Annotated in this window: 20 protein-coding genes; 10 read left to right on the top strand and 10 right to left on the bottom strand. The window is 73.3% G+C overall.

All coding sequences use genetic code 11. The annotated features are described in order from the left end of the window. The first annotated feature begins 1 nt into the window (after position 1). Positions 2–1150 (top strand): thiolase domain-containing protein, encoded by a 1149-nt coding sequence (locus tag ACIBG4_RS39930; RefSeq protein WP_397207535.1) that lies wholly within the window; start codon positions 2–4, stop codon positions 1148–1150. Beyond that, complete coding sequence (locus ACIBG4_RS39925) at positions 1150–2742, top strand: acyl-CoA synthetase (protein WP_310715657.1); 1593 nt, start codon at positions 1150–1152, stop codon at positions 2740–2742. Before ACIBG4_RS39930 ends, ACIBG4_RS39925 begins: the two co-directional genes overlap by 1 nt. On the opposite strand, the gene ACIBG4_RS39920 is transcribed toward ACIBG4_RS39925, so the two are convergent. Then, positions 2739–3374 (bottom strand): LysE family translocator, encoded by a 636-nt coding sequence (locus ACIBG4_RS39920; RefSeq protein WP_397207533.1) that lies wholly within the window; start codon positions 3372–3374, stop codon positions 2739–2741. The two genes, ACIBG4_RS39925 and ACIBG4_RS39920, sit on opposite strands and share 4 nt — an antisense overlap. A gap of 91 nt (positions 3375–3465) precedes the next feature. Here ACIBG4_RS39920 and ACIBG4_RS39915 point away from each other — a divergent pair, with 91 nt between their 5' ends. Beyond that, a complete protein-coding gene (locus tag ACIBG4_RS39915; RefSeq protein WP_397207531.1) occupies positions 3466–3744 on the top strand; it encodes a hypothetical protein in 279 nt (92 codons plus the stop codon). Between the two features lie 12 nt (positions 3745–3756). On the opposite strand, the gene ACIBG4_RS39910 is transcribed toward ACIBG4_RS39915, so the two are convergent. Further along, the gene (locus tag ACIBG4_RS39910) at positions 3757–4617 is read right to left on the bottom strand and encodes a LysR family transcriptional regulator (RefSeq protein ID WP_397207529.1); all 861 of its coding nucleotides are present in this window, start codon (positions 4615–4617) and stop codon (positions 3757–3759) included. A 116-nt stretch (positions 4618–4733) separates the two neighbouring features. Between ACIBG4_RS39910 and ACIBG4_RS39905 the strand changes: the two genes are divergently transcribed. Further along, positions 4734–5255: a cysteine dioxygenase gene (locus ACIBG4_RS39905; RefSeq protein WP_397207527.1), complete on the top strand. Its 522-nt coding sequence runs from the start codon at positions 4734–4736 to the stop codon at positions 5253–5255. 12 nt (positions 5256–5267) lie between these two features. Here the strand turns inward: ACIBG4_RS39905 and ACIBG4_RS39900 are convergent, their stop codons facing one another. Then, the gene (locus tag ACIBG4_RS39900) at positions 5268–5906 is read right to left on the bottom strand and encodes an alpha/beta fold hydrolase (RefSeq protein WP_397207525.1); all 639 of its coding nucleotides are present in this window, start codon (positions 5904–5906) and stop codon (positions 5268–5270) included. 138 nt (positions 5907–6044) lie between these two features. Here ACIBG4_RS39900 and ACIBG4_RS39895 point away from each other — a divergent pair, with 138 nt between their 5' ends. Continuing rightward, complete coding sequence (locus ACIBG4_RS39895) at positions 6045–7325, top strand: acyltransferase family protein (protein WP_397207523.1); 1281 nt, start codon at positions 6045–6047, stop codon at positions 7323–7325. Positions 7326–7386: 61 nt separating this feature from the next. Here ACIBG4_RS39895 and ACIBG4_RS39890 read toward each other — a convergent pair whose 3' ends face one another. Next, positions 7387–7893 (bottom strand): DinB family protein, encoded by a 507-nt coding sequence (locus tag ACIBG4_RS39890; protein WP_397207521.1) that lies wholly within the window; start codon positions 7891–7893, stop codon positions 7387–7389. Positions 7894–7976: 83 nt separating this feature from the next. Here ACIBG4_RS39890 and ACIBG4_RS39885 point away from each other — a divergent pair, with 83 nt between their 5' ends. After that, on the top strand, positions 7977–8366 hold the full coding sequence (locus tag ACIBG4_RS39885; RefSeq protein WP_397207519.1) for a PPOX class F420-dependent oxidoreductase: 390 nt from the start codon (positions 7977–7979) through the stop codon (positions 8364–8366). Positions 8367–8421: 55 nt separating this feature from the next. Here ACIBG4_RS39885 and ACIBG4_RS39880 read toward each other — a convergent pair whose 3' ends face one another. Both ACIBG4_RS39880 and ACIBG4_RS39875 read right to left on the bottom strand, forming a co-directional pair. Beyond that, positions 8422–9189 (bottom strand): ankyrin repeat domain-containing protein, encoded by a 768-nt coding sequence (locus ACIBG4_RS39880; protein WP_397207517.1) that lies wholly within the window; start codon positions 9187–9189, stop codon positions 8422–8424. Between the two features lie 189 nt (positions 9190–9378). After that, entirely contained in the window at positions 9379–10734 is a 1356-nt protein-coding gene (locus tag ACIBG4_RS39875; RefSeq protein WP_310715636.1) for a dipeptidase, read from the bottom strand. Positions 10735–10966: 232 nt separating this feature from the next. On the opposite strand from ACIBG4_RS39875, the gene ACIBG4_RS39870 reads away from it, so the two are divergent. Further along, a complete protein-coding gene (locus tag ACIBG4_RS39870) occupies positions 10967–12349 on the top strand; it encodes an aspartate aminotransferase family protein (protein WP_310715633.1) in 1383 nt (460 codons plus the stop codon). A gap of 60 nt (positions 12350–12409) precedes the next feature. Beyond that, positions 12410–13525: an alanine dehydrogenase gene (gene ald, locus ACIBG4_RS39865; protein ID WP_397207514.1), complete on the top strand. Its 1116-nt coding sequence runs from the start codon at positions 12410–12412 to the stop codon at positions 13523–13525. 39 nt (positions 13526–13564) lie between these two features. Here the strand turns inward: ald and ACIBG4_RS39860 are convergent, their stop codons facing one another. The 3 genes from ACIBG4_RS39860 to ACIBG4_RS39850 all read right to left on the bottom strand — a co-directional run bounded on the left by ACIBG4_RS39860 (position 13565) and on the right by ACIBG4_RS39850 (position 16809). After that, on the bottom strand, positions 13565–14953 hold the full coding sequence (locus ACIBG4_RS39860) for a tetratricopeptide repeat protein (protein ID WP_397207512.1): 1389 nt from the start codon (positions 14951–14953) through the stop codon (positions 13565–13567). A gap of 53 nt (positions 14954–15006) precedes the next feature. Next, complete coding sequence (locus tag ACIBG4_RS39855) at positions 15007–15966, bottom strand: sulfite exporter TauE/SafE family protein (RefSeq protein WP_397207510.1); 960 nt, start codon at positions 15964–15966, stop codon at positions 15007–15009. 195 nt (positions 15967–16161) lie between these two features. After that, positions 16162–16809 carry a TetR/AcrR family transcriptional regulator gene (locus ACIBG4_RS39850; RefSeq protein ID WP_397207508.1) on the bottom strand — a complete coding sequence of 216 codons (648 nt, stop codon included), beginning with the start codon at positions 16807–16809 and terminating at the stop codon, positions 16162–16164. A gap of 81 nt (positions 16810–16890) precedes the next feature. Between ACIBG4_RS39850 and ACIBG4_RS39845 the strand changes: the two genes are divergently transcribed. Beyond that, positions 16891–17781 (top strand): hypothetical protein, encoded by an 891-nt coding sequence (locus ACIBG4_RS39845; RefSeq protein WP_397207506.1) that lies wholly within the window; start codon positions 16891–16893, stop codon positions 17779–17781. Further along, positions 17778–19025, top strand: a complete 1248-nt coding sequence (locus ACIBG4_RS39840) for a methyltransferase family protein (protein ID WP_397207504.1) — start codon at positions 17778–17780, stop codon at positions 19023–19025. Before ACIBG4_RS39845 ends, ACIBG4_RS39840 begins: the two co-directional genes overlap by 4 nt. Here the strand turns inward: ACIBG4_RS39840 and ACIBG4_RS39835 are convergent. Continuing rightward, a complete protein-coding gene (locus tag ACIBG4_RS39835) occupies positions 18991–19752 on the bottom strand; it encodes a class I SAM-dependent methyltransferase (protein ID WP_397207502.1) in 762 nt (253 codons plus the stop codon). The two genes, ACIBG4_RS39840 and ACIBG4_RS39835, sit on opposite strands and share 35 nt — an antisense overlap. Between the last annotated feature and the right edge of the window lie 27 nt (positions 19753–19779).

Below are 19779 nucleotides of genomic sequence, written 5' to 3'. Positions count from 1 at the left end.
CATGGGAAACCGCTGTGCCGTGATCGGCGTCGGCCAGACGCACTACACGACCAAGCGCCGGGACGTGTCGATCGCCGGGCTGGTGCGCGAGGCCGCGCTGCGCGCGCTGGAGGACGCCGGCCTGACGTTCAAGGACATCGACGCCGTCGTCGTCGGCAAGGCGCCCGACCTGTTCGAGGGCGTGATGATGCCCGAGGCGTACCTCGCCGACGCGCTCGGCGCGGCCGGCAAGCCGATGATGCGCGTCCACACCGCGGGCAGCGTCGGCGGCTCCACCGCGCTGGTCGGCGCGAGCCTGGTGCAGGGCGGCGTCCACGACCGGGTGCTGGTGGTGGCCTTCGAGAAGCAGTCGGAGTCCAACGCCACCTGGGCCCTGTCGACGCACCTGCCGTTCAACGCGTCGCTGGTGGTCGGCGCGGGCGGCTACTTCGCCCCGCACATCAGGGAGTACATGCGCAGGACCGGCGCGCCGGAGCACATCGGCACGCTCGTCGCGGTCAAGGACCGGCTCAACGCGCTGAAGAACCCGTACGCCCACCTGAAGATCCCCGGCATCGACCGGGCCATGGTGGAGTCGACGCCCATGCTGTGGGAGCCGATCCGCTACCTGGAGACGTGCCCGTCCAGCGACGGCGCCTGCGCGATGGTGCTGGCCTCGGAGTCCGCGGTCACCGGCACGCCCGCCTGGATCCACGGCACCGCGATGCGCTCGGAGCCGATCTTCCGGGCCGGCCGCGACACCGTGAACCCGCAGGGCGGCAAGGACTGCGCCGCCGACGTCTACCGGCAGGCCGGCGTCGGCGACCCGCGCCGGCAGATCGACGTGGCCGAGGTGTACGTGCCGTTCTCCTGGTACGAGCCGATGTGGCTGGAGAACCTGGGATTCGCCGCCGAGGGCGAGGGCTGGAAGCTCACCGAGTCCGGCGCCACCGCCCTCGACGGCGACATCCCGTGGAACGCCTCCGGCGGCGTGCTGTCCAGCAACCCGATCGGCGCGTCCGGGCTGATCAGGTTCGCCGAGGCCGCGCTCCAGGTGCGCGGCATGGCCGGCGAGCACCAGGTGGACGGCGCCCGGCTGGCGCTCGGCCACGCCTACGGCGGCGGCGCCCAGTTCTTCGCGATGTGGATCGTCGGACGGGAGCGGCCCTGATGGAGTTCAACCACGCCGACCTGTTCGAGGGCGTCGCCGACGTCGTCGGGGACCGGGTGGCCGTCGTCTGCGGGGACGAGCGCCGCACCTACGCCGAGCTGGACGCCGAGGCCAACCGGCTGGCGCACTTCCTGCTGGAGCGCGGCGTCGAACCCGGCCAGCACGTCGGGTTGCACCTCTACAACGGCGTCGAGTACCTCGCCGGGCTGCTGGCCGTGCTGAAGATCCGGGCCGTGCCGATCAACGTCAACTACCGGTACGTGGAGTCCGAGCTGCTCTACCTGTACCGGGACTCCGACATCCGGGCCCTGTTCTACGACGTGGAGTTCGACTCCCGGGTCGCGGCCGTGGTCAAGGACGCGCCCCTGCTGCGCCACCTCGTCGCCGTGGGCGGCCCCTCGGTCATCGCCGACGCCGTGCCGTACTGGATGGCGCTGGAGAGCGGCAAGGCCGAGCGGGGCTTCGCGCCGCGCTCCGGGCAGGACGTCTACATCATCTACACCGGCGGAACGACCGGCATGCCCAAGGGCGCCATGTGGCGGGTCGAGGACATGTTCATGGCCTTCGGCGGCGGCAACCCGTACGGCGAGCCGCGCGCCACGCCGCAGGAGGTCGTGGCCGGGGCCGCCGGGTCCGGACCCCTGGTGATGATGGCCACGGCGCCGCTCATGCATGGGGCCGCGCAGATGGCCACGTTCATCGGCTGGTGGATGGGCGCGACCGTCGTGTACGTGCGCAGGTTCGACGCGGCCGGGGTGTGGCGGGCGGTCGAGCGCGAGAGGGTGTTCACGATGAACATCACCGGCGACGCGATGGCCAGGCCGCTCGCCGAGGAGCTCGAACGCGGAGGCCACGACCTGTCGTCGCTCGGCGTGATCAGCTCCACCTCGGCGATCCTCAGCGGCGCCGTCCGCGACCGGCTCCAGGAGTTGCTGCCGAACGTCATGATCCTGGACAACTTCGGCTCGACCGAGTCCGGCTTCACCGCCTCCGGCGTGCCCGGCTCGTCCCCGGAGAAGGGCCTGCGCTACCGGCCGAACGCCTCGGCGCGGGTCGCGGTGCTCGACGAGCGGCTGCGGCCGGTGGAGCCCGGCTCGGGACAGCTCGGCACCATGGCCAAGGCGGGGCGGATCGCGTTCGGCTACTACAACGACCCGGACAAGACGGCCCGCACGTTCGTCACGGACGACGCCGGGACGCGGTGGCTGCTGACCGGCGACCTCGCCACGGTGGACCCCGACGGCACGGTCAACGTGCTCGGCCGCGGCTCGCAGTGCGTCAACACCGGTGGGGAGAAGGTGTTCCCCGAGGAGGTGGAGGCCGTGCTCAAGGGGCATCCGGCGGTCTTCGACGCGGTGGTCACCGGGGTGCCGGACGAGCGGTGGGGGAGCAGGGTGGCGGCCGTGGTCGAGCCGCGCCCCGGCGTCGAGGTCACCGCCGCCGAGCTGGACGCGCACTGCCGGGAGCGGCTGTCGGGCTTCAAGGTGCCGCGCACGTACGCGTTCGTGGCGGAGATGGTGCGCTCGCCGGCGGGCAAGGCCGACTACCGGTGGGCGCGGGAGACCGCGGAGGCGGCGGCCTCGTCGGGTTAGGCCTTCTCGCCGGTGAGGACGGCTGCCAGGCCCAGGTAGACGAGGCCGGTGCCGACGTCGAGGCGCCGGCGGGCGCGTGCTGACCGCTTCATCCGGCCCGCCAGCCCCGACGACAGCAGCGCGTACGCGCCGTCGCTGAGCAGACCGAGCGTGATCCACAGCGTGCCCAGCACGAGGATCTGCGGCCCGACCGGCCCCGCGTCGCGGTCGATGAACTGGGGCAGGAACGCCAGGAAGAAGATCGCGGTCTTGGGGTTCAGCACGTTGACCACGAACCCCTCCCAGAACATGCGCCGCCGGCTGTGCGGCTCGGCCGCGACGCCCGCCCCGTCCTCCCCGTCCTTGGCCCGGTGCAGCAGCTTGCGCAGGCCGAGCCAGACCAGGTAGGCGACGCCCGCGTACTTGACCACGGTGAACGCCGTGGCGGAGGCCGCCAGCAGCGCGCTGACGCCGAGCGCGGCGGCGGCCACGTGGACCAGCGAGCCCGTGTGCACGCCGAGAACCGACACCAGGCCGGCCGAGCGGCCCTGCGACACGCTGCGCGTGACGATGAACAGGACCGCGGGACCCGGCACCAGGAGCAGGGCCAGGGTGGCGGTGCAGAACACAGCAAGGGTCGCAATATCGGGCATATGGTCATCGTAGGTACGCGGTCAACGCCTTTTCGTCCCGGGCCGTGCAGGTGAGCCGCCGGTCGGGCGGCTCGGCGAGGAGGGAGCGCCGGTGGGACGACGGACGCCGATGCTCTGGGGCGTGCTCGGTCTCGGCCTGGTCGCCCTGGCACTGGGACTCTTCCTCGGCCGATGCGACAGCTTCGGGCTCTTCCCCCTCGTGGTGACCGCGTACGTCGCCGGCACGGGCCTCCTCGGAGGAGCGCTCATCCTCCGCTACCGGCCTGGGGCGGTGGCGTCGGTCCTGGTCCTTCTCTGCGTCGTCGCGGCGGCCTTCCTCGGTGGCGTTCTGGCGTTCTCCGTCGCCTTCGCCCGCTGTTTCGAGTTCTGACCGGCGGGACTCTCAGAGGCTGGCGCGGAGGGCTCCCAGCAGGGCCTCGGTGGCGGGTGGGTGGGGCGGCTCGCCGTACACGGCGGCGTGGACGTGCCTGGTCGAGCCGGGGATCTCGGCCACGGAGACGTCCGGGTGGCGGTGCGCGCGCAGGGCCAGCCCCGGCAGCACGGTCACGCCCATGCCCGCCGCGACGAGCGCCTGGACGGCCACGATGTCGTCGCTGGTGAACGACAGCCGCGGCTCGAACCCCGACTTGGCGCAGATGTCGAGCAGATGGCTGCGGCACCGGTCGCAGCCGGCGATCCAGTCGGCGTCCGCGTACGCGGTCAGGTCCCCGGGCTCACCGGTGGAGACCAGCAGGCTGGGGTCGTCGAGCAGGTGGATCATGGTGATCCCGGCCTCCTCGGGCGCGGTGTCGTCGTAGCGGAAGACCACCGCCACGTCGACGCGCCCGGCGCGCAGCATCCTGAGCGCCTCGGGCGGCTCGGTCTCGGTCAGGTGCAGCTTCAGCCCCGGATGGTCGCGGGCGAGGCGCGTCGCGGCCTCGGGGACGAACGTGCCGAGCGCCGACGGGAACGCCGCCAGCCGTACCCGGCCGGAACGGAGGCCGACGTGCGCCGCGAGCTCCTCGGCCGTGGCGTCGATCCGGGCGAGGATGTCGGCCGCCCGTGCGGCCAGCAGCCGGCCCGCCTCGGTCAGCCGGATGCCCCGGCCGGCGCGCTGGATCAGCCGGGCGCCCGTCTCGGCCTCCAGCCGCGCGAGGTGGTGGCTGACCGAGGGCTGCGAGTAGTGCAGCTCCCGGGCCGCCGCCGTCAAGGAGCCCTTGCGGGCCACCGCGTCGAGCACGCGCAGCCGTACGACGTCCAACATCCATCAATCATATCTATGGGTCACGCAGAAGACTTCTGTTGGACCTATCGGTCTGTCTGTAGCACCGTAGAAGGGGAAGGCGGATTATCTGCATTCCCTAGGGGGATACCATGGAAATGACGGCCATCACCGAACGGCCCGGCCTGAGCGACCTGGTCACCGGCATCGGACGGATCACCGCACGCGGGCTCCTCCTGCGCGGCACCGCCCACGAAGTCGCGGCGCTGCTGCGCGACGGCCTGCCCGGCCCCGACATCCTGACGCCCGAGGAGCGCGCCGGTGTGCCCGGCAGTTACGTCTCCCACGTCCTGCACGCCCAGCAGGACTTCTCCATCACCGCCGTGGTCTGGCAGCCCGACGCCGAGACCGTCGTCCACGACCACGTCTCCTGGTGCGCGTTCGGCGTGATCAGCGGCATCGAGCACGAGACGCTGTACCGCGACATGGGCGACCACCTGGTCGAGATCGGCCGCGCCGACAACCTTCCCGGCGACGCCAGCGGCTTCGCGCCGCCCGGCGACATCCACCGCGTCCGCAACACCAGCGGCGAGGTGGGGGTGTCGCTGCACGTGTACGGCGCCGACATCGGCAAGCTGGGCAGCAGCATCCGCCGCACGTACGACCTCCCGATCCGCTGACGGCCCCGGCGGTCAGCCGAGGTAACCGACCAGCCGCTCCGCGAGCTCGGCCGGACGGGCGAGCATGGGGCAGTGGCCGCCCGGGATCTCGTCGGGCGTGACGCCGAGCCGCGCCCGGACGACCTCCCGCATGAACGCGGGCGTGAAGAACCGGTCGTCGCGGCACAGCAGGAACCGCGTCGGCACGTCGGGCCACCTGTCCAGCGGCCACGGCTCCGCGTCCGCCGTGCCCGCGTGCTGCCTGGAGCCGGCCATCATCTCCGCCGCCAGACCGGGGTCGACGTCCTGCAGGAAGAGGTCCACGCCCTCCCAGTCCCCCTGCCGCCAGCCGGTGTTGTGCCACCAGTCGGCCGGCCGCTCGCCCGGAGCCGGGATCATGGCCGTCACCAGCACCAACAGGTCCGCGTGCACCCGGTCGCAGACCAGGGGCGCGACGAACCCGCCCCAGGAATGGCCGACCACCACCAGATCGGAGCAGCCGGCGACCGCTTTCACGACCGTGTCGGCGTAGTCGCGAAGCCCCGCGGACTCGTCCTCGACCGGCAGGTCCACCGCCACCGCCTCGTGCCCCCTGCGGCGCAACTCCGGCACGACCAGCCGCCAGTCGCGGCCGCTGCCGCCACCACCGTGGATCAGCGCGAACGTCGCCATGTCACCCTCCTCCTGAACGCTTGTCCTCGTTGGACCCGCCGCGGCCCGGAAACTCATCGCGACGCCCCGATTGAAGCTGGAGTATCAGTAATCGGTGATCAAAGAACTGTAAAAGAAGTTTCTTACTATGATCTCCGGATGCTTTCCGCCGCCCCCGCCGCCGCCTCAGCTTCGCCGCACACCCGGCGTCTGGCCTGGTTGGACGCGCTGCGCGGGCTGGCCGCGATCGTGGTGGTCTTCGAGCACGCGCTCGAACCGCTGTGGCCGGAGGCGCGGACGCCGATCAAGGCCGTCTTCGATCCCGGCTGGTACGGCGTTCTGGTGTTCTTCCTGGTGAGTGGCTACATCGTGCCGGCGTCGCTGGAGCGCCGGGGTAGTGTGCGGGCCTTCTGGATCTCGCGGTTCTTCCGGCTGTGGCCGCTGTTCGCCGTGTGCGTGGCCGGCATGATGCTGCTGGCGGCGGCCGGCTGGGACAGCTTGCACACCTGGTGGGGCAGCCGGCCGGTGGCGCTGGCCCTGGCGCACGCCGGCATGCTGCAGAACCTGATGTACGTGCCGAACCTGGCCAATGTGCTGTGGACACTGTCCTACGAGATGGCCTTCTACCTGCTGCTGACGGCGATGTTCAGCCTGGGCGTACACCGGCGCAGCACCGCGGCCGCGCTCGCGTTCGCGGCGGCCGCGGTGCTGGGTGCCGGGCTGCTGCCGGTGGCGCTCCTGTCGGCCGGTGGGGCCGGCCGGATGCTCACCGTCGTGGTCGTGGTGACCGCCGTGCTGGCCGCCGGCCTGGCCGCGACGTTGTCCGGCGGCAGGCGGGTACGGCAGGTGGGCGCGGTGGTCATCGCCGGCACGATCCTCCTGCTGCTGGCGGTCAACCAGAGCTACCCCGGGCCGTGGCAAGGGCTGTTCATCCTGGCGACCATGTTCGCCGGCACCGCGCTGTATCGCGTCGAGACGCGGGGGCTCGGCCGCCGGCACATCGCCTGGGTGGCTCTGATACCGCTGGCGGGACTGTGGCTGGCGCGCGCCGAGCTCGGGACGCAGGTGGCGATCGCGGCGGCCTGGCTCACCTTCGCCGCCGGGACGGCACTGCGCCACCGCACGATGCCGTCATGGCTGACCTGGCTGGGCCTGGTGTCCTACTCGATCTACCTGCTGCACCCGCTGCTGCTGGAGAGCGTGGAGTTCTTCCTGCCGGACCCGCCGGCCGTGCCGCCGGCAGCGCGCATGACGCTGCTGGCGGGGGTGTACGCGGCGCTGCTCGGCCTGTGCGCGCTGACCTGGCGGTGGGTGGAGCTGCCGGCGCAGCGGCTGGGCAGGCGCCTGATCAGCCGGGCCGAATCCCGCCGGGCGGGGTCCGGCCTGGCGGGGGGCTCAGAAGAACCAGCCGACGAGCCGCACGTTTTCCGCGCCGTGTAGTCCGCCCAGTGTCACGGCGTAGTTCGCCCAGTGTCACGGCCACCACCGATCGACCCGTCCCTCACTCCCCGGTGGTGCCGTCGATCCGCTCGCGCAGCAGGTCGGCGTGGCCGTTGTGGCGGGCGTACTCCTCGATCATGTGCACGAGGATCCAGCGGTGGGAGAACCTCTCGCCGTGGCGAAGCCGCTTGCCCAGGGCGTCGAGGGGCAGCCCGGCCGACACCTCCCGCGCGTGCTCGACCTCGGCCCGCCAGATCGCGAACGCCTCCTCGGCGGACGTGTCGTCCACGTTCTCGAAGTCGGCGTCCCGGTTGGTCTCCTTGCCCCACAGGAGCGGCACGTCCTCGTCGCAGAGCACGTGCCGGAACCACGCCCGCTCCACGTGCGCCAGGTGCCGTACCAGCCCGAGCAGCGACATGCCGGACGGCTCCACGGCCGGCAGCCGCAACTGCTCATCGGTCAGGCCCTCGCACTTGAGGGTCAGGGTGTCACGCTGCCAGTCGAGGAACGTGCTCAAAGTGACCCGCTCATCGGCGGCCAGCGGAGGGTCAACACGGTTGTCTGCCATGTGCGGCAACGTACCCCGCCACCCTCTGACCGCGCATCCGGTGCATTGACTGACGTCGGTGTCAAGGTTTCATACTTGGCCGCATGATCTTCACACAGGCGGAACTCGACTATCTGGCCGGACAGCATCTTGCCCGCCTGGCCACCGTCTCTCCTGCGGGTCACGTTCAGAACAATCCCGTGGGGTTCTTCGTGGACGCCGCCTCGGGCACGATCACCATAGGCGGGCACGCGCTGGGGGTGTCGAAGAAGTTCAGGAACGTCCAGCAGGGCAGCACCGTGTCTCTCGTCGTGGACGACCTGGCCTCGGTGGACCCGTGGGTAGTGCGCGGCATCGAGATCCGGGGCTCGGCGGTGGCCCTGACCGATCACGAGCCGCCGGTCCCGTACTTCTCACGGGAGATCATCAAGATCACCCCCAACAAGATCATCTCTTGGGGGCTCGACGGGGCTCGGTCGAGCCGCACGGTGTGATCGACGCTCGACTGACCGGGCGCTGGTGGGCCCGCCGGCCCGACAAGGTCGGCGCTCACTCGTCGGCGGGGGCCGTTCGGGGCTCCAGCAGGTGGAGGATCTCGGTGTGGCCGGTGCCGAGCCGGCGTTCGGAGCGGAGCGCGCCCGTCTCGTCGCGTACCTCCGCCACGATCCGCACGTCGCCGCCCTCCGACCGCTCGTGGCGGACCGTGACGCGGCGTCCCGGTCCCGCCCCGGCCTGCGCCAGGAGCTCCGCCTCGATGTCGCGCCCGGCGTACGGGCGGGCGTGGTCGGCCGGGGTCCGGCCCTGGCCGTCGCGGTGGGCGGGGCTCGCCCCGTGGTCGAGCAGCGCCCTGACCACGGCCGTCGAGCCGTGTCCGGCGGCGTGGGACAGCGCGGTGCGGCCGGCCGAGTCGCCCAGATCAGGTGTGGCGCCCCTGACGAGGAGGGCGCGCACGACAGCGAGGTGCTCGTTCGCGGCGGCCCAGTGCAGCGCCGTCATCCCGGTTCGATCGACGTCCTCCCGCCGGTCGGGGTCGGCCCCGGCGTCGAGCAGGGCCTCGACGACGTCGAGGTGCCCCCAGGCCGCGGCGGCACACAGCGGCAGCCCTTCGTGGTCGTCCCCACCCTCGCGGCCGGGGTCGGCGCCGGCTTCCAGCAGCACGCGTACGATCTCCGCGTGGCCCTGCACGGCGGCCCGGTAGAGGGCGGTGCTGCCGTTCTCGTCGGGCTCGCCCGGGAGCGCGCCGCCCTGGAGCAGCCGCCGCACCGTTTCGGTCTCGCCCAGCGCCGCCGCCGTCACCAGACCCGCATCCTCGCTCATGCGCGCCAGTCTCGTACGAGACCGCCCGCGTGATCCACTCGTTTGAACGCTCTGCTCTACGTCCTCACGGAGGCGTGGTCGCTGCCCGCCTGCCGGCGGACACGGTCCCGCACGACGACGCCGTGGCCAAGGCGCGGGGAGGTGGGAGGCGCGGAGCCCCCCACAAGCCACGGTCGAGGAACCCCGGGGTCAGACGCCCAGGGCCGACGGGGAGCCGAGCTCCTCCAGGAACAGGGCCTCGGCCGTGGCGACGCGGCGCAGCTCCTCCAGGTCCACCCGCTCGTTCGGGGCATGCACCGCCGCCTCCTCGTCCTCCGCCCCGAAAAGCAGGATCTCCGCCGCCGGGAACTGCTTGAGCAGCGTGTTGACCAGCGGGATGGAGCCGCCGGCCCCGACGTCGCGGGGCGGGCGGCCGAAGGCGCGCTCCATGGCCCGGTTGAGGGCGGCGCGGGCCTTGCCGCCGGAGTCGGCCTGGAAGCCGGACCCCACGGTGAAGTCGCCGAACGACACCTGCGCGCCCCACGGCGCCACCTGGCGCAGGAAGTCGACGACGGCGTTGACCGTGGTCTTCGGGTCGCCGGCCGGGGGGACGCGGACGGTGACGCGGGCCCGGGCCATCGGCTGGACCGCGTTGATGGCCCCGGAGACCGTGGGCACGTCGAGGCCGGTCACGGTGATGGCGTAGGACGCCCACAGCCGGTCGGCGAGCGAGCCGGAGCCGACGAGCGAGACGCCGTCGACCACCCCGGCCGTCCGGCGGAACTCCTCCTCCGACGGCCCCTGCCCGAGGAACGTGCCGCGCGGCAGGCCGGGCACGCGGATGTCGCCGTTGTCGTCGTGCAGGGAGGTGACCATGCGCATGAGCGCGGCGAGCGCGTCGGGAGCGGCGCCGCCGAACTGGCCGCTGTGCACGGACTCGCGCAGCGTGCGGACCTCCATGGTGAACGCCGCCATGCCGCGCAGCGACGTGGTGACGGCGGGGTCGCCGACGCGCGGGTTGCCGGTGTCGGCGACCACGATGGCGTCGGCCCGCAGCAGGTCGGGGTTGCGGTCGACGAAGGCTTCGAGGCGCTCCCCGGCGTACTCCTCCTGGCCCTCGATGATGACCTTCACGCCGACGGGGAAGCGGCCCTGGAAGGAACGCAGGGCGAGCACGTGGGAGATGACGCCGGACTTGTCGTCGGCGGTGCCCCGGCCGTACAGCTGCCCGTCGATGAGCGTGGGCTCGAACGGCGGGGTGCGCCAGGCGGCGGGGTCGCCGGCGGGCTGCACGTCGTAGTGGGCGTACAGCAGGACGGTGGGCGCGCCGGGAGGCGCGGGCGCCTCGCCGTACACGGCGGGGAAGCTGCCCTCGACGGGTATCTGCTGCACGCGCGGCAGCCCGGCCGAGCGCAGCAGCTCCTCGGTGTAGGCCGCGGCCGCGTACACGGGCTCCTCGGGATGCCCGGGGAAGGCGACGGACGGGATGGCGGCGAGCCGTCGGAGCTCCTCGACGGCCTGCGGCATCGCCGCGGCGACGGCGTTCTCGATCTGGTCAGGAGTCACGGGACGGTCCCCCGGGGTCGTTTCGGTAGTCAACATCTCATTGGATCACAGACGCTCCCGCACCGCGGGAAACGGGCATGACCCGCGCGCAAATCTACCTGCGGATTTCGTAGCGGTTACATGGAGCTTCTGCGGATCTCGGTTTTCTTGCAGAGTGTCGCGACGCTTTCGCTTGGCAAACCCCAAGTGAACATGCAGACTGTGGGGAGGTCAGAGGCAAGGGAAGATAACCATGACGCAGCCGGACAACGACATCAACAAGGCCGCGCAAGACCACCTGTGGTTGCACTTCACCAGGCATAGCGCCTATCAGCAGGCCGAGATCCCGACGATCGTCCGGGGCGAGGGCTCGTACATCTACGACATCCACGGCAAGCGCTACCTCGACGGGCTCGCCGGGCTCTTCGTCGTCCAGGCCGGCCACGGCCGCAGCGAGCTGGCCGAGGCCGCCGCCAAGCAGGCCCAGGAGCTGGCCTTCTTCCCGCTGTGGTCCTACGCGCACCCGAAGGCGGTCGAGCTGGCCGAGCGGCTCGCGGCCCTGGCGCCGGGCGAGCTGAACCGCGTCTTCTTCACCACCGGCGGCGGCGAGGCCGTCGAGACGGCGTGGAAGCTCGCCAAGCAGTACTTCAAGCTCACCGGCAAGCCGCTCAAGCACAAGGTCATCAGCCGCCAGATCGCCTACCACGGCACCCCGCAGGGCGCCCTGTCGATCACCGGCATCCCGGCGTTCAAGCAGATGTTCGAGCCGCTGGTCCCCGGCTCCGTCCGCGTGCCCAACACCAACCACTACCGCGCCGACGAGATCAGCGGCGTCAAGGGCATGACGCCCGAGGAGTACGGCCTGTGGGCGGCCGATCGCGTGGCCCGCGCCATCGAGATGGAGGGCCCGGACACGGTCGCCGCCGTCTTCGCCGAGCCGGTGCAGAACGCCGGCGGCTGCTTCCCGCCGCCTCCCGGCTACTGGCAGCGCCTGCGCGAGATCTGCGACGAGTACGACGTGCTGCTCGTCTCCGACGAGGTCATCTGCGCCTTCGGCCGCCTCGGCACGATGTTCGGCGGCGAGAAGTTCGACTACGTGCCCGACATCATCACCTGCGCCAAGGGCATGACCTCCGGCTACTCGCCGATCGGCGCCATGATCGCGCACGAGCGGCTGTTCGAGCCGTTCAAGGACGGCGACAACATGTTCGCCCACGGCTACACCTTCGGCGGCCACCCCGTCTCCGCGGCCGTCGCGCTGGCCAACCTCGACATCTTCGAGCGCGAGGACCTGCTCGGCCACGTCACCAGGAACGAGCCGCTGTTCCAGGCCACGCTCGACGGCCTGAAGGACCTGCCGATCGTCGGCGACGTGCGCGGCTCCGGCTACTTCTGGGGCATCGAGCTGGTCAAGGACAAGACCACCAAGGAGACGTTCACGGCAGAGGAGTCGGAGCGGCTGCTGCGCGGCTTCCTGTCCAAGGCACTCTTCGACGCGGGCCTCTACTGCCGCGCCGACGACCGGGGCGACCCGGTCATCCAGCTCGCGCCCCCGCTCATCGCGGGGCCGCGGGAGTTCGACGAGATCGGCTCGATCCTCCGCTCGGTGCTCACCGAAGCGTGGTCTCGCCTCTGACACCCCCCTCTCCGGCACGGCCCCGCGCCGTGCCGGAGCACGTCCCGAAAGGATTGCGCGATGAAGATCGGCGTGCCTGCCGAGGTCAAGAACCATGAATACCGGGTGGCCGCCACGCCGGCGGGCGTGCACGAGCTGGTGCGCAACGGCCACGAGGTGACCGTGCAGCGCGGCGCGGGCCTCGGCTCGCACATCACGGACGAGGAGTACCTCGCGGCCGGCGCGAAGATGCTCGACAGCGCCGACGACGTCTGGGCCGAGGCCGACATGGTCCTCAAGGTCAAGGAGCCGATCGCCGAGGAGTACCACCGGCTGCGTGAGGGCCTGGTGCTGTTCACGTACCTGCACCTGGCGGCGTCGCGGCCGTGCACCGACGCGCTGCTGTCGGCGCGGACCACCGGCGTCGCGTACGAGACCGTGCAGGTCGGCAACGCGCTGCCGCTGCTGGCGCCGATGTCGGAGGTGGCCGGCCGGCTCGCCCCGCAGGTCGGCGCGTACAACCTCATGCGCTTCAACGGCGGCCGCGGCGTCCTGCCGGGCGGCGTGCCGGGCGTGGCCCCGGCGAAGATCGTCGTCATCGGCGGCGGCGTCTCCGGCCTGAACGCCGCGCAGATCGCCGTCGGCATGGGCGCCGACGTGACCGTGCTCGACACGAACGTCGACCGCCTGCGCCAGATCGACGCCATCTACCAGGGCCGGCTCAAGACGCTCGTCTCCACCTCGTACGCCATCGAGCAGGAGGTGCTGCAGGCCGACCTGGTCATCGGCGCGGTCCTCATCCCCGGCGCCAAGGCGCCGACGCTCGTCTCGAACGACCTGGTCTCGCGCATGAAGCCGGGCTCGGTGCTGGTGGACATCGCCATCGACCAGGGCGGCTGCTTCGAGGACTCCCGCCCGACCACGCACGCCGACCCGACGTACACGGTGCACGGCTCGGTGTTCTACTGCGTGGCCAACATGCCGGGCTCGGTGGCCAACACCTCCACGTACGCGCTGACGAACGCCACGCTGCCGTACGCGGTGAAGCTGGCCAACCTCGGCTGGCGCGACGCCCTGGCCCAGGACCCGGCCCTGGCGGCGGGCCTCAACACGCATGACGGGAAGCTCACCAACGCGCCGGTCGCGCAGGCGCTGCGGCTGCCGTACACGCCGGTGACCGAGGTCCTCGCCCCCTAGGAAGCCGCCGGAGGAGCCCCCGGCGGCGGCGCCGGGAGCTCAGCGGACGCCGAGACGGCGCCGCAGGTCGCGGGCGGTGGCCAGCACGTGCTCGACCTCGCCCTGGCTCGGCCAGGGCGAGCTCCCGGGCCGCAGCAGCGTGCCGCGCACCGACGCGAAGTGCTCGATCGCGCTCGCGTGCAGGCCGCTGCGCTCGACCAGCCACCGCACGACGTCGGTGTGGTCGCGCAGCGGCCTGGTCACGAGGTCCCACGTGCCGAGCAGCTCCGACAACTCGTGTACGGCCAGCGCCACGCCGCCCCGGCGGCCGGTCGCGGCGGCGGCCAGCTCGGCCCGCGCCGCCAGCTCCGGCTCGGTCACCCGGTCCCAGCCGGGCGGCGGCGGGTGGGACAGCCAGCGCTCCGCCTCGGCGAACTCCCCGGCGGCCGACAGCAGCCCGCCCAGCTCCACGGCCGCGTGGTGGTGCCCGGCCAGCGCCGCCACCCGGAACCAGTGCCGCCCGGCGGCCAGGTCGCCGTACTCGGCGATGAGCAGCAGCCCGAAGCCGAACGCCGAGCCGGGGTCGCCCGCGGCCGCCGCCCGGCCGAACCAGTGGCTGGCCCCCGCCGGGTCGCCGAGCTCCACGCACACGAACCCGGCCATGCGCTGGTCGCCCAGCCGCCCCGCGTTGGCGGCCCGCTCGTACCAGGCGCGGGCGGTGCGCAGGTCGCCGCGCGACAGCGCGATGCCGCCGAGCTGCGAGGCCGCGCCCGGGTGGTCGCTGGTGGCGGCCAGCCGGTAGTACGCCTCGGCGCTCTCCGGGTCGCGGCCGGCCTGGAGGAGCAGCCCGAGGTGGTAGGCGGAGTCGGCGTGGCCGCCCCGGGTGGCGTGCTCCCACCAGCGGGCCGTCTCGGCCTCGTCGCCGCAGGCGTAGGCGAGGAAGCCCAGGTCGTGCGCGGAGGCGTGGTCGCCCTCGCCGGCCGCCCTGCGGTGCCACTGCCGGGCGGCGGGCAGCTCGCCCGCGTCCTCGCAGATCAGCGCCAGCCGGCGAGCCGCGGCGCGGGAGCCGGAGCGGGCCGCCCGCTCGAACCAGCCGCGGGCGGCGTCCGGGTCGCCGCGCTGCTCCAGCAGCAGGGTGGCCAGGTTGACCGCGGCCTCGACGTCGCCCCGGCCCGCCGCCCGCTCGTACCAGGACACGGCCTCCTCCAGGCTGCCGTGCTTCTCGTGCCAGATCCCCAGGTTGTAGGCGCTGTCGACGTTGCCGGCCACCGCGGCCCGCTCCCACCAGTGCCGGGCCGCCGAGCGGTCGCCGCGCTGGGCGCAGAGCCGGCCGAGCCGGTGCGCGGCCTGCGGGTCGCCCGCCTGCGCGGCCTGGAGCAGCTCGGGCTCGTCGCCGACCCGGGGCGCCGGAACGGCCGGTGCCGCCACCTCACCTTGCCACCACGCCATGCGCACAGGGTGGCACGTGATCGAGCCGGTGCGGAGTGTAATCGCCGAGAGCACTAGGAGAAGTTGATGAAGCCTGTGTACATCCCCATCGCGCAGACGTAGCGCAGGGTTCCGGGTGGTCGCGGAGGCAGCCGCACGGTCGCCGGGAGAGGCACGTCACGGCCCTCGATGGTGACGGTACGGGTGCAGCCGCCGGGGTCGGCGAGCCTGAACACGATCTCCACGGGTACGCCCGCCCGGGCCCTCACGAGCCCGGGACGGAAGCCGTCGCGCGTGGCCCACACCGTGACGGGGCCCGTGCCGGGCGCCTCCTCGCCGGTGACGGCGCCGGCCGGAGTCGTGGCGCCGGGCAGCCAGCCGCCCAGGTTGAGCCCCGACCCGGCCGTCCACAGCCCGGCGGCCAGCGCCACCACCCCGGCGAGGCGGGCCACGCGGGTGTGCGAGACGCGCCGCAGGACGTACCCGAGCAGCGCGAACGCGGGGGCGCTGCCCGCCACGAACCCGGCCATCACCGCCGCCCCGCCGGCCGCCGAGGCACCGGTGACCGCGACCATCTCCACGCCGAGCGTCACACCGCACGGCACCAGCACGGTCGCCGCGCCGAGCGACCCGGCCAGCGCCAGCGGATGCGCCCGCCCGAGCCGGTCCGGCGCCCGCCCGAGCCGGCGCGGCGCGCGGTCGCACGCGTGCCGGGGGCCGCGCAGCAGTCGTACGGCGAACACGACGACGGCTGCGCCCGCGGCCACGAGCAGCGCGGCCCGGACGGCCGGCGGCGGCTGCACGGCCGCGCCCAGCCACCCGAGCAGGGCGCCGAGAGCGGTGTGGGCGGCGAACCGCCCCAGCAGGAACCACCCGATCACCATCCGCGCCGCGACGGGCCGGTCGGGCTCCGGCCCCGAGGGACGGCGGTCCGTCAGGCCCACGAGGAGCCCGCCCTGGACCGCCGTACACGATGCGGTGCCCGCGAGCAGACCGGCGGCGAGTCCGGTCGCGAGCAGAGCGGCCGCCTGCACGCTCAGCGGGCGGGGGCGGCGAAGAAGGCGAGGGCGCGGGGCGCGACCCGGTCCGCGGCGTGCGGAGCGCGGTGCGCCGGCCAGGCATGGAATCGGGTGGGCTGCGGCATTCTCGTCCCCCCACTGTCGGCGGCGCCCCCACGGCGCCGCTCTACCGGCAACCTAACGTGGCGTCCCGGATGCGGCCAGTGACACTTATGTCCCCCCGGTCCCGGTCTCGTCCTTCGCGCCGCCGCGGCGGCGGGGGAGGCGCACGGTGAGCAGCTTGGCGCGCGGCGCCACCCGCTCGGCCAGCGCGAACAGCGCCTCGGTGCGCGACCGGTCGGCGTCGAGGTGGGTGAAGAGGTTGACGCCCAGGTAGAACGTGATCGACGCGTACGCCAGGTCGCGCGGCGGCAGCAGCTTGGCCAGCGGGGAGCCGCCGATGACCCGCTCCAGGCTGCGCTCGACGAACGCGATCCACGGCTCCGACCGCCTGACGATCTCCTCGCGTAGCTCGGGCCGGGCGATGCTGGCCCCCACCAGCTCCGAGAACAGCGTGATGTGGCCGCCCTCCAGGTCGGCCCGGTAGATCTCGGTGGCGACCGCCACGAGCTCCTCCAGCGTGCGGACGCCGGCCACGGCGGCCTCGTAGGCGGCCATCCGCTGCTGGGAGGACCTGTCGAGCGCCGCGAGCAGCAGCGGGTCCACGCCGCCGAAGTGGTAGAAGACCAGCGCCGAGTTGACGCCCGCGGCCTTGGCGATGGTGCGGGCGCTGGTGCCGGCGTAGCCCTCCGTACGCAGCGTCTCCGCGGCGGCCTCGATGAGCCGCTCCCGCGTCTCCGCCCCTGCCTGCTTCGTCATGCGCCTTCCCTCTTGCACGTTCCGTCGGGCTCATCATACGGTTTAATCACTTGATTAAACCGATCGCTCAAGGAGTGGCCGATGTCCGCCGAGCCGAATCCCGTTCATCAGCGCAGGTCGCGACGCGTGCTGGCCGGCGTGCTCGCGGCCCTGTTCGCCGCGTTCCTCGCCTACCGGGTGCTGCACGCGGGCCACCTGGAGCAGACGGCGGTGTTCTACGTGGGCATCCCCGCCGTCATCGCGATCACGGTGGCGCTCGCGGCCCGGCCGAAGAGCGCGACCGGCCTGATCATGGCGGTGATCACCATCGGGCTGGCCGTCTCCGGGCCGTTACTGGGAGAGGGGATCGTCTGCCTGGTGTTCGCCGCGCCGCTGTTCTACCTGGTCGGGCTCATCGTCGGGCTGCTCGTCGACTGGGGCGGCCGGCGGGGCACCGGGGTGAACCTGCTGGTGGCGCCGTTGCTGCTGGCCGTGGTCAGCGAGGGCGCCACGGGGGCCACCTCGCTGCCCAGGGAGAACGTGGTCAGCGCCACCCGCGCCACCGGCGGCGCGGACGTGGAGGCGGCGCTGGCGGCGGCGCCGGTGTTCCCGGGGGTGGAGCCGGCGTTCCTGCGCCTCGGCTTCCCCCGCCCGCTCACGGCCGAGGGGCAAGGGCTCCAGGTGGGCGCGACGCGGCGGGTCACCTTCACGCCGCGCCGGTCGCTCGGCATCGGCGCCGCCCTGGAGCCGCGCTCGATGACGCTGCGGGTCAAGGAGCGGGCCGCCGGCGTGGTGGTGTTCGACGTGGTGGCGGACAGCACGCTGGCGCGGTGGCTGGAGCTGGAGGAGGCCCGGTTCGCGTGGACGCGCTCGGACCTGACCGTGTCGCTGCGCTACCGGCGGACCTTCGACCCGGCCTGGTACTTTGGTCCCCTCCAGCGATACGGACTGGGCGAGGCGGCCGGCTACCTGGCCGAGACGTTCACGCGATGAGCGCCGCGCTGATCAGGGCGGTCGCGCTCATGGGCCCGGTCCTGGCCGTGGCGGCCGTCGTCGCCGTGCGGCGCCCCGAGGAGCCGCGGATCGCCGGCGCGCTCCTCGCCACCGGCTGGAACGTGCTCGCGCTGAGCGGCGTCAACGCGCTGGCCCTCCACCTCGGCTGGTGGAGCTTCCACGCGGAGGGCGCCGTGGCGCTGGGCGTGCCGGTCGACCTGCTGCTCGGGTGGGCGCTGCTGTGGGGCGCGGCGCCGGCCCTGGCGGTGCCCGGGGCGCCCGTGCCGCTCACCGCCGCCGTTCTGGCCTGGCTCGACCTGGCGCTGATGCCCATGGCCGGGCCGGTGCTGGTGCTCGGGCCGGACTGGCTGCTGGGGGAGTCGGCCGCGGTCGCCTGCGCGCTGGTGCCGGGGCTGCTGGTGGCCCGCTGGACGTGGACGGGCCGCCGGCTGCGGGCCCGGGCGGCGGCCCAGGTGGTGCTCGCGGGCGGGCTCGGGGTGGTGCTGCCGCTGCTGGTGACGGGGGCGTGGCGGCAGCCCGCCTGGGCGCTCGGCCTGCTGGCCCAGGCCATGGCGGTGCCGGGGCTGCTGGGGCTGGCCGCCGTGCGCGAGTTCGCGGTCTCCGGCCGGGGCACGCCACTGCCGTACGATCCGCCGCGGCGGCTGGTGACCGGCGGGCCGTACGCGTACGTGCGCAACCCGATGCAGACCGCCATGACCGGCGGCTACCTGCTGCTGGCCACCCTCGACGTGGCCTTCCTCGGCGCGGCGGCGATCGCGTTCGCGTACGGCGCGGGGCTGGCCGCCTGGCACGAGGGCGAGCAGCTCGACGCGCGGTTCGGCGAGGAGTGGCGGGCGTACCGCCGGGCGGTCCGGCCGTGGCTGCCCCGCTTCCGGCCGGCCGCGCCGCCGGCGGCGGTCGTCCACGTGGCCGCGACCTGCGGGCAGTGCGCGCCGGTCGGTCGGTGGCTCGCCCGCCGGACGCCCGTCGCGCTGGCGGTCGCCGCCGCCGAGGACCATCCGCGCGGGCTGCGCCGGATCACCTACGAGCGGGCCGACGGCGTCACGGCGGAGGGGGTGCGAGCGCTCGCGTCGGCGCTCACCCACATCCACCTGGGCTGGGCGCTGGCCGGATGGCTGCTCGGGCTGCCGGGCGTCGCCTGGTTCGCCCAGCTCTGCGTGGACGCCCTCGGCGGCGGCCCCCGCACCCTCACCCAGGAGCGACGGCTCTACGAGCCTCGATGAGGAACCTGCTGGAGTGGGCCACGAACGGCCCCTCGGCCTCGATGCGCTCGTGCAGGTCGCGCAGCCGCGAGCGGTGGCGGGCGACCGTGAAGCCGGGCACGATCCAGATCACCTTGCGCAGGAAGTAGACCACCGCGCCGACGTCCCGGAACTCCATCCGCAGCCGCTCGGCCCTGAGATCGACAACGGTGAGCCCGGCCGCCTCGGCCTCCGCCCTGGCCCGTTCCGGGTCGCGGCCCGAGCCGTCCAGGGGGCCGAGGAAGAACTCGGCCAGCTCGAACACGGTGCGCGGGCCCACCTGCTGCGAGAAGTACGCGCCGCCGGGCCGCAGCACGCGGGCGATCTCCGCCCACCACGTCCGCACCGGATGGCGGCTCGTCACCAGGTCGAAGACACCGGTTCGGAACGGCAGGCGCGGCTCCTCGTCGTCGGCCACCACCGCGGCGCCCCGCTCGCGCAGCCGGGCGGCGGCCAGCCGGAGGTTCGGCGGCCAGGACTCGGTGGCGACAGTCACGGGCGGCAGCACGGGCAGTCCCGCCAGGATCTCGCCACCGCCCGTCTGGATGTCGAGCGCCGCCGTCGCCCGCGCCATGCGCTCGGCGAGCAGCCGCGAGTAGCCCCAGGAGGGGCGCTCCTCACTCGCGCGGCCGTCGAGCCAGGAGAAGTCCCAGCCGTCGACCGGCACCGCCTCCGCCTCGGCCACCAGATCATCGAACGAGCGTCCCATCCACGCAGCCTCTCAACCCCCCGCCCG

It is taken from the genome of Nonomuraea sp. NPDC050383 (assembly GCF_044459125.1).
Lineage (GTDB): Bacteria > Actinomycetota > Actinomycetes > Streptosporangiales > Streptosporangiaceae > Nonomuraea.
The sequence above is the reverse complement of the archived record's forward strand: the minus strand, read 5'-3'. Positions and strand labels throughout refer to the sequence as shown.

Coding starts and splice junctions, on each gene's coding strand:
- ACIBG4_RS39930 (WP_397207535.1), top strand. CDS start 2: ATGGGAAACCGCTGTGCCGTGATCGGCGTCGGCCAGACGCACTACACG.
- ACIBG4_RS39925 (WP_310715657.1), top strand. CDS start 1,150: ATGGAGTTCAACCACGCCGACCTGTTCGAGGGCGTCGCCGACGTCGTC.
- ACIBG4_RS39920 (WP_397207533.1), bottom strand. CDS start 3,374: ATGCCCGATATTGCGACCCTTGCTGTGTTCTGCACCGCCACCCTGGCC.
- ACIBG4_RS39910 (WP_397207529.1), bottom strand. CDS start 4,617: ATGTTGGACGTCGTACGGCTGCGCGTGCTCGACGCGGTGGCCCGCAAG.
- ACIBG4_RS39905 (WP_397207527.1), top strand. CDS start 4,734: ATGACGGCCATCACCGAACGGCCCGGCCTGAGCGACCTGGTCACCGGC.
- ACIBG4_RS39900 (WP_397207525.1), bottom strand. CDS start 5,906: ATGGCGACGTTCGCGCTGATCCACGGTGGTGGCGGCAGCGGCCGCGAC.
- ACIBG4_RS39895 (WP_397207523.1), top strand. CDS start 6,045: ATGCTTTCCGCCGCCCCCGCCGCCGCCTCAGCTTCGCCGCACACCCGG.
- ACIBG4_RS39890 (WP_397207521.1), bottom strand. CDS start 7,893: ATGGCAGACAACCGTGTTGACCCTCCGCTGGCCGCCGATGAGCGGGTC.
- ACIBG4_RS39885 (WP_397207519.1), top strand. CDS start 7,977: ATGATCTTCACACAGGCGGAACTCGACTATCTGGCCGGACAGCATCTT.
- ACIBG4_RS39880 (WP_397207517.1), bottom strand. CDS start 9,189: ATGAGCGAGGATGCGGGTCTGGTGACGGCGGCGGCGCTGGGCGAGACC.
- ACIBG4_RS39870 (WP_310715633.1), top strand. CDS start 10,967: ATGACGCAGCCGGACAACGACATCAACAAGGCCGCGCAAGACCACCTG.
- ald (WP_397207514.1), top strand. CDS start 12,410: ATGAAGATCGGCGTGCCTGCCGAGGTCAAGAACCATGAATACCGGGTG.
- ACIBG4_RS39860 (WP_397207512.1), bottom strand. CDS start 14,953: ATGGCGTGGTGGCAAGGTGAGGTGGCGGCACCGGCCGTTCCGGCGCCC.
- ACIBG4_RS39850 (WP_397207508.1), bottom strand. CDS start 16,809: ATGACGAAGCAGGCAGGGGCGGAGACGCGGGAGCGGCTCATCGAGGCC.
- ACIBG4_RS39845 (WP_397207506.1), top strand. CDS start 16,891: ATGTCCGCCGAGCCGAATCCCGTTCATCAGCGCAGGTCGCGACGCGTG.
- ACIBG4_RS39840 (WP_397207504.1), top strand. CDS start 17,778: ATGAGCGCCGCGCTGATCAGGGCGGTCGCGCTCATGGGCCCGGTCCTG.
- ACIBG4_RS39835 (WP_397207502.1), bottom strand. CDS start 19,752: ATGGGACGCTCGTTCGATGATCTGGTGGCCGAGGCGGAGGCGGTGCCG.